Origin of the sequence: Microbacterium sp. CPCC 204701 (assembly GCF_004010105.1) — a bacterium.
Taxonomy (GTDB): Bacteria; Actinomycetota; Actinomycetes; order Actinomycetales; family Microbacteriaceae; genus Microbacterium.
This window is the reverse complement of sequence record NZ_RRYE01000141.1, coordinates 1-7,198: the sequence shown is the minus strand read 5'-3', so window position 1 is coordinate 7,198 and position 7,198 is coordinate 1. Positions and strand designations below refer to the sequence as shown.

Sequence of the window (7,198 nt, the reverse complement as noted above, 5' to 3'; positions counted from 1 at the left end):
GCGATCGCGGCTGGTGCTGCCGCAATGCCGGTCAGGCCCACGGCCACGCAGGCCAGGACGGCGGTCGCGCGCACAGCGGTGCGGTGCGGTGCGCGCGGGGTGCTGGTCTCATCGGGCGCATGCGCGCCGCGACCCAGCACGGGTCCGTTCGTGTTCAAAAGGCACATCCTTCGTAAGTTCATGCTTCGGGTGAAAGTCGCCCGTGCACGGCGAACGCATCTACGCCGACTCGGATCATTCCGAGCTTCGGGGCGCACGGTGAAGAGTCCGCGACGTATGCGTGAACGAGCTGCGAGTGGGGTGTGATCTACGCGCATCGGCTACGCCGAGACACACCGCGGGGTCGTACACTCCGGCACACACGAGGGGTCCGACGCTTCGCAGCGCCGGACCCCTCGTCGTACTCAGTCGATTACGGGGTCGGTCCGAAGGGGACGGATGCCTCGAACTCGGTCGCGTCGGCGCCCGTTCCCGTGACCGTTGCCACGCCCGTGGGCAGCGCGGCCGCACGGGTGTTGAGCGAGACGGTCACCGTCGCACCGGGTGCGACGTCGGCGAACGACTTTGCGCCGAACTGTGTCTCGACCCGGACATCTGCCGCAACGTCGTCGGCGTTGCGCACCGTCACCGTGAGGTAGGCCTTGCCGGCGAGGACGCGGGTTGCCACCGATGCCTCGAGCGTCAGCTGCGTCTGAACCGGCACGTCGCCGAGAGCGAACGTGTCACTGTAGGTCTTGCGGGCGTTGCCCGGCTGGTCCTTGTTGACGGTGTTGTCGGCGTAGAGCACGGCGTCGCCGCTATCGGTGACGAGCTCGATCGGTGCGCCGGTTGCGAGGCGATCGGGAAGTCCCGCGATCGTCTCCCATGTGCCGCCCTGGTTCGAACTCAGCGAAGGAAGGTCACGGTTGAACACGGGAGCCGATCCCGCCTTGCCATCCCATGTGTAGACCGCCCACCCTTGGCTCGTGATCGGACCGGCAAGAATCACATACTCATCGTTCACGTTCTTGCGGATGTCGCGGATCGACCGGTTGCCGAGATCCATGAGGATCGGCGCGCCGAAAGCCGGGGTTGCCGACTCGGTGATGACGCTTTCGAAGTTCTCGACAGGAACGATCAGAGCCCGCTGGTTGTCGGCCACGGTGATCGTCGGCGCTCGGAAGCTGAGGTAGCCCGCTCCCGTCGAACCGGGCGCGAACTCGAAGCCCTCGATGCCGAACCCGTCGGGCGCGGACGGAAACCGGCCCGGAACGGTCGCCGTCGCGAACTTGAGCGTGTCGGCACCCAGTCCGTGGCCATTGTCGGCGTCCCATGCAAGAAGCGACGGAAACAGCGACTCGGACCGGTCGTACAGCGTGCCGAAGGTCAGCTCGACATCCGCGCCCGAGCCTGTCACCGTCGTCGTGAATGTCGTTCGGCGTTCCGGACGAGCCTCACCGCTGCTGCTGCTGTTGCCGTACGAGCCGACCCAGTAGATCGTGTCGCCTCGGCGGGCTGCGCCCTCGAGGTCGACCTCGCTCACCTGGCTGTGCGTCTGGAAGTTGAAGGTCTTCACGGGGTAGCCGTTGGCGCCTCGTTCGTAAAGGCGTATGACCTGGTCTTCATCATCGGCGACGAGGATGTGGCCGTCTCCGACGTCGATCGCCGCCGACGAATCCGATGAGCCGTAGAGGTACGACGCGCTCGCCGATGACGTGGGCGCCGACAGGTAGTACGTGACCTGCGTCGTTCCGGTCTGGCCTTCGGTGTCGCGGACTGTGAACGTGACGGTCGACTTGCCGACACCTGCGCCGGGCACGAACGTCACGGTGCGCGTTGCTCCGGCACCGCTTATCGCGATGTCAGCTGTCGACAGAATGCCGGATGAGCTCGACACCGCCGTGACAGTGAGCTGGTCGGCCGGCGTATCGCCGTCAGCGAGAGCCAACGTCAGGCCCGGGTTCGAACTCGCGCCTCTGGTCGCCGAGATCTGTGCACGCTCGGGCGTGATCTTCGGGATCGGGCTCTGCGTGAAGACGACCGGAAGAGTCGCCGTTGCCGACGTGTTCACGGTCGGCTGGTCCGAGGTGTACTCGGCGAAGATCGAACGCGAGCCGTACGCCGGCGCGGTCGCGGTGATCTGTGCGCGTCCTGCGACGATCGGCGACGAGCCGGGGATGAAGCTGCCGGTGGGTCCGTCCCAGCGGAATCTCACCGTACCGGTGGCAGTGGCCGGCGCCAGGTCGGCGATCACCGTGAAGCTGGCACCCTCGACGAGCGAGCCTGTCGTGCTCATCGTGATGGCCGTCTGCGTCGACCACGCAGGATCGAAGCCGATCAGCACAGGAACACTGCGGCTGGTCATCGTGCCGTCGCCGAGCTGATTGCTTCCGTTGCTGCCCCAGGCGTACGCGCGACCATCGTCGGCCAGGACGGTCGCGGCGTTGCCCTTGCCGTCGACCGCGGTGATCTTCACGCCGGCGGGCAGGGCGCCCTGCGACACCGCCACGGGGGTGGTCCTGTTCGCGGTCGTGCCGTCGCCGATCTGTCCGTACATGCTGTGGCCCCACGAGTACGCGCGGCCGTCGTCGCCCAGCGCGACCGATGAACGCGCCAGAACGGTGAGGTCGACGAGCTTCACGCCACCGGGCACGGCGCCATCGAGCACGCGGACGGGGGTGAGGCGCGATCCGCTTCCCATGCCGATGCCGAGAGCGCCGTAGAGCCCGTCGCCCCAGGCGTAGGCCTCTCCGTCGGAGCCGAGTGCGATGCTGTTGCCCGTCCCGACGCCGATGTCGACGAGGCTTACGCCTGCGGGAATCTCGCCCCCGTGCACGGCGACCGGAACGGTGCTCGCCGAGGTTGAGTTCGTTCCGAGGCGACCGCTGGTACCCGGACCCCAGGCGTACGCCAAGCCGTTGCTGCCGAGCGCGAGCACGTGGCTGCTGGTCTCACCCGTGGCGATCTTGACGAGTTCGACGCCCGTGGGAACATCGCCCTGCGAAACTTCCAGCGGGGTGGTCTGCGACGTGGTCGTTCCGTCGCCGAGGATGCCGGTGGAGTTGTCGCCCCACGCGTACGCCTTGCCGTTGTCGCCCAGAGCGTAGGTCGCCGATGCACCGGCGGTGATCTGGACGATCCTGACGTCCGCGGGGATCGCGCCCTGGCTCACGGCCACCGGTGCCGTGCGGGCTGTGGTCGAGCCGTCGCCGAGCTGGCCGTGCGGGTTCGAACCCCAGCCGTACACCTTGCCGTCGGCGCCGAGCGCGAACGAGCGGGTGGCGGTTGCAACGACCTGGATGATCTGGACGCCGGCCGGGATCGCGCCGCGGTCGGTGATTCGCTTGGGCAGGGGCGCCGCCGTCGTGGTCGCGTCGCCGAGCTGGCCTGCGGCGTTACCACCCCACGCATAGATCTCTCCGGTGCTGTCGAGAGCAAGCGAATGCGTCGCACCCGAGGTGATGCCGGTGATGGTCGGCCCGTCCGCGGCAACCGCGGGCACGTCGGCCGACAAGAACGTGCCGGCGACGAGAGCGGCGGCTGCGAATCCGGCTACGAGCGCGCCGCGCCTGCGGTTCGCGGTCGGCGCGGCCTCTCTGTCGGTCGGCGCTCCGGCGGCATGCAACGGCGAAGGAACTGTCATGGCAGTGGTCACGTCCTCAGGCGAGTCGGGTTCGAGATGGTCACCCGGCGCAGATCGCGGTGCGGGTTCGACCGGTTTCCGACGATGACGTGTCGCGGTGAATTTCCAACTCCTGATACCTGAACTACACGAGAAGCTTTGATTCGCTAGGCGTGGCGGATCCGCGGGATGCCCTGTCGTCGGGTTCCCGCGGCGACGAACCGCTGTCGGTCAGGAGTTGGTGGACTCGACCGAGCGTCGGGGCTCACGTCGCGAGTTCGGCGCGGGTTCGGTCCCCGCGATGTCTGAACTGTCGTCCGCGGTCTTTTCGCTGACTCGCCTATCGACCGAGACACTGTCCGCTGTGCCGCCCGTCGCGATCTCTTCGATCGCAACCCGCCGACCTGCCTCTCGGGCTTCTTCGACGATCGTCCGAATCCGGCGCCGGCTCACGTTCCGCGCCCACGCGAAGCTCCCGACAGCGAGAGCAAGGCCCAGCAGCACGAGCAGCTGCGACCACGGCACCGCCCAGATGACCGCGCCGGCCGTGACTTGGTTCATCGCCCACTCGCTGCCGCCCAGGGTGACCACGGTGGGGTCGATCGCGATGGTGACGGGAAGCGCGAACAGCGGCCACACGTCATCGACCGTGACAGTGAAGCTGCGACGATCACCCGGCAGCAGTTCTTGCGACTGAGCGTCCGGCTGCTGAGCCGACACGGTGTGGCCGCCGACGCTGACGGTGCCATCGACGAGAAATCGCACGTTGCCGGTGTTCTCGACCTCGAACGAGACCTGGGCCGACCCGGGCCTGAACGGGTTCCATAAGGCGTCGTACGAACCGACGACGTTCTCTACGACACCGGCGGGACGAAGATCCCCGGTGACCCGGGTCATCACACGAAAGCCGACCCTGCTCTCGACCCCCACTCCGGTGCCGTCCGGGTTGCTCGATTCACTCAGCAGCGACGCCGCGATCCCGGCGGCATGATCTCCGGGTTCGGCATCGTGCGGCACTGTCACGGTGTAGGGCACGACGACGGTCTCACCGGGTGCCACGGTGACCGAATCCTCGACGGTGATCCAGGTTCCGGCGGCCGTCGATGGCTCGCTCTGGGGCAGCATGTTGAAGCGTCCCGTGGGCGTGAAGTAGCCGTCGGCCGCCGTGAGGCTGAACGTCACCGACTCGGCGCTGAAGTTGCTGACGGCCATGTGCTCCGACACGGACTCGCCGGGGGCGAGCGTCTGCTCGACCCACGAGCGGCCGTCGTGGCCGGCTTCGTCGGCCGGACGCGTCGACCACGTGATGCGATCGTCGTCCTCGACCTGCGTGGCGGCATGCACTTCGACCGTTCCTCCGAAGAGGAAGGCGGATGCGACGAGCACGGCTGCGACGTACGACATCGCGCGCCGAGCAGAGGAAGGCAACGGGCGCACGATGTCTCCAGTCCGAGATCACGAGAGAAGCGCGCACCGATTCCAAAGGTCGCACGCTCCCTGCATCGTGCTCTGGAACCGTCGGCCTGAGGCAATGCCTCGGCGACAGCTTCGTGACATCTCAGTGAACATGCGGGGTCTCGCAGCGGGATACGCCTCGGTGCTCGAAAGGTCACCGTATCGATGCCGGTCGGAGCCGCTGTCCCTCACGAGGCTGCTGCTCGTGGGGGGACTTTCCGTCAAGGCCGCGCGGAGCCTTCCGCCGCGCGCTGGGTCCACCGGGTGAGCTCGACCGCAAGGGCGGCGGGCGCGTCCAGCTGGATCAAATGGCCCGCCCCGTCGATCACCGAGAGCGAGGCGTGCGGAATCGCCGCCTGCAGTCGGTGGGCGCGATCCACCGGGATCCAGGTGTCGTCGGCACCCCACACGATGTGGACCGGCTCGTCGATCGACCCGTACTCCGGCTCCACTTCAGCCGTGAACCGCTCGTCCGCCTGAGCGATCTGGCGATAGAAGGCCGCCCGACCGTCGTCGTCGACCCACGGCTCGACCAGCATGGCGAGGTCATCCTCACGCAGTCCTCGGTGACTCGCTCCGCGCACGTAGGCTTCGACGACGCTTCGATGCACCGCCGCGGGAAGCTGCGCGAACACCTCGGCGTGCTGCTTCACGAGGGTGAAGAACGGCGACCCCCACGACCCGACCGCGACGACGTCGACGAGGCAGAGCGACCGGTAGCGAGCACCGTGGAGCAGTCGCGCACGGAGTGCGACCGCGCCGCCGAAGTCGTGCGCGACGATGTGGGGGCGCTGCAGGCCCCAGTGCTCGAGCAGGTTCGCGAACAGCAGGCCCTGCACGCCCAGGTCGACAGCGTGCCCCGGCAGCTTCGACGAGGCCCCGTAGCCGGGCATATCCCACAGATAGACGGTGAAGCGGGAGGCGAGCGCTTCGGCGATCGGGCGCCAGAGCGCCGAGGACCACGGTGTTCCGTGCAGCAGGACCAACGGCGGCCCTTCGCCGAACCGGTCCCACGCCACGGTGCGGCCCTTCCAGGTCACGGTCTGGGTGAGAGCGGAGGAAGCCACACGTCGATCGTCGCATCCTCCTGCAGCGAAGAGGAACCCGCCTTGCTCCCTGGTTGCACTCAGCGAGATCGCAGCAGTGGGCCCTTGCGCCGCATTTGTGGAATTGCCCTATTGTATTTCGATAGCTTCGTACCGTTTATCGATAGGTCTATCGCATGCAGCGCACCACGATCGTCTTCCTCAAATCCCTCATCGGCGTTCTGCTGGCACTTCTGCTCTGCTGCCAGGTCTTCGTGGTGCCGGCCGTCGCCGCCCAGTCCGCCGTCCGCTACTCCGAGATCGCCTACTTCGAGATCCCCGGCACGATCGTGGGCATCCTCTTCCTGCTGTGCGTGCAGGTCGTGCTCGTCTGCGTGTGGCGGCTGCTCTCACTGGTGCGTGAGGACAGCATCTTCAGCGACAGCGCGTTCCCCGATGTCGATGTGAGTCTCGGCGCTGTGGCGTTCGCGACATTCCTGGTTCTCGTCGCGCTCATCGCGCTCAGCCTCACCGGCTTCATGACGCCGTCGATCACGCTGCTGCTTCTGCTCGGCGTCGTCGTGGGCGCCGGCCTGTCGCTGTTGATCGTGGTGCTGCGCCGGCTTCTGCGCAAGGCGTCGCAGCTCGAGCAGGACCTCTCGGAGGTGGTGTGATGCCGATCATCATCAACCTCGACGTCGAGCTCGCGAAGAAGAAGATGTCGGTGACCGAGTTCGCCGCCGCCATCGAGATCACGCCGGCCAACGTGTCGGTGCTGAAGAACGGCCGGGCGAAGGCGGTGCGCTTCACCACGCTCGACGCGATCTGCCGCGTGCTCGAGTGCCAGCCCGGCGACATCCTGCAGTGGGTGCCCGAGGATCACCCGGCCGCCGTCGCCGCGCGGGAGGCGGACGCATGAGCGCGACGGTCCGCGAGGGTCGCGCACCCGCGTGGAGCGAGACGGCGATCGCCGAGCTGCTCGATGTCGTCCGCTGCCCCGTGTGCAGCGGCGGGATGGTGGCGGACCGCCGGTGCTCCGCCTGCGGTGCGGACTTCTCGGGCCGCATCGGCCGCGACCTCTGGCAGGCGTCGCAGGCGGCCGCCGAGGCGCTGCGCG

At 67.7% G+C, this 7,198-nt stretch carries 6 protein-coding genes; 3 read left to right on the top strand and 3 right to left on the bottom strand.

Annotated elements, in window-relative coordinates:
* Nucleotides 1-412 precede the first annotated feature (412 nt).
* From EIO58_RS09885 to EIO58_RS09875, 3 genes are all read right to left on the bottom strand, one after another.
* On the bottom strand, nt 413-3,634 hold the full coding sequence (locus EIO58_RS09885; protein WP_127819394.1) for an RCC1 domain-containing protein: 3,222 nt from the start codon (nt 3,632-3,634) through the stop codon (nt 413-415).
* Between the two features lie 198 nt (nt 3,635-3,832).
* The gene (locus EIO58_RS09880) at nt 3,833-5,005 is read right to left on the bottom strand and encodes a COG1470 family protein (protein ID WP_205789210.1); all 1,173 of its coding nucleotides are present in this window, start codon (nt 5,003-5,005) and stop codon (nt 3,833-3,835) included.
* Between the two features lie 272 nt (nt 5,006-5,277).
* Entirely contained in the window at nt 5,278-6,123 is an 846-nt protein-coding gene (locus EIO58_RS09875; RefSeq protein WP_127819393.1) for an alpha/beta fold hydrolase, read from the bottom strand.
* Nucleotides 6,124-6,278: 155 nt separating this feature from the next.
* Here EIO58_RS09875 and EIO58_RS09870 point away from each other — a divergent pair, with 155 nt between their 5' ends.
* From EIO58_RS09870 to EIO58_RS09860, 3 genes are all read left to right on the top strand, one after another.
* The gene (locus tag EIO58_RS09870; protein WP_127819392.1) at nt 6,279-6,755 is read left to right on the top strand and encodes a DUF2975 domain-containing protein; all 477 of its coding nucleotides are present in this window, start codon (nt 6,279-6,281) and stop codon (nt 6,753-6,755) included.
* On the top strand, nt 6,755-7,000 hold the full coding sequence (locus EIO58_RS09865) for a helix-turn-helix domain-containing protein (protein ID WP_127819391.1): 246 nt from the start codon (nt 6,755-6,757) through the stop codon (nt 6,998-7,000). The genes EIO58_RS09870 and EIO58_RS09865 overlap by 1 nt, the downstream gene beginning before the upstream one ends.
* Nucleotides 6,997-7,198, top strand: a 202-nt coding sequence (locus EIO58_RS09860) for a hypothetical protein (protein ID WP_164861617.1), incomplete at its 3' end; no start/stop codon positions are given. The genes EIO58_RS09865 and EIO58_RS09860, both read left to right, overlap by 4 nt.